Consider the following 857-nt stretch of genomic DNA (forward strand, 5'->3'; position numbering starts at 1 on the left):
CCGCCGGTCTCGTCCAGCAGCACGTTCCAGTCGGTCCAGGCCTCGGTGCCGGCATTGAAGTCGTGGAGCATGGAGTAGGCGTAGCGCTCACCCAGGCGCCAATCGCCAATGCCACTGTAGGCAAACTTTTCCACGCAGCCTTCGGTGAAGATCAGGTGCTTATCGGGGTAGGTTTCGTGCACGCGGCGCACGTTCTCAAACTGCATGCCCGAGCCGGTCCACGTTTCGTACCAGTGGTAGCCTAGGCCCCAGAAGTACTGGCTGGCCTCCGGGTCATCAAAGAGGGTGGCGGCCCGCTGAAAGAGCAGGTCGCGGTTGTGGTCCCAGCCGATGAGCTTGCGCTCGCCCAGGCCGGCTTTCTTGAGGGTCGGGCCGAGGTAGCCCTTGACAAAGTCACGCTCCTGCTCGGCCGTAAACAGGCAGGACTCCCACTTCTGCTTGGCCATGGGCTCGTTTTGCACCGTCAGGCCCCAGATGGGAATGCCCGCCTTTTCGTAGGCCCGAATAAACTGAACAAAGTAGTTGGCCCAGCTCTGGCGAAACTCGGGCAAGAGCTGCCCGCCCTGCAGCATGCTGTTCGTGTCCTTCATCCAGGCCGGGGGGCTCCACGGGCTCACGTACAGCGTGAGCTTACCGCCGGCCGCCTGCATGGCCTGCTTGATAAAGGGAATGCGGTACTGCTGGTCGTGCTGAATGCTAAAGGTCGTGAGCTCCCGGTCGCCCTCGGCCACGTAGGTGTAGGGGGCGGAGGAGAAGTCGGTGCTGTGGATGGAGGTGCGCGCCAGCGTGTAGCCGATGCCTTTCGTAGGGCTGTAGTAGGCCTGCAGCAGCTCCTGCTGCTGGGCCTTGGGCAGGCG

Annotated in this window: 1 protein-coding gene; it reads right to left on the reverse strand. The window is 62.9% G+C overall.

Annotated features, from left to right (window positions below; genetic code table 11):
- Positions 1–857 (reverse strand): glycoside hydrolase family 30 protein (locus ACYVHC_RS21745; protein ID WP_460615839.1); only part of this gene is annotated, 857 nt, incomplete at both ends.

This window comes from Hymenobacter seoulensis, from assembly GCF_054780535.1.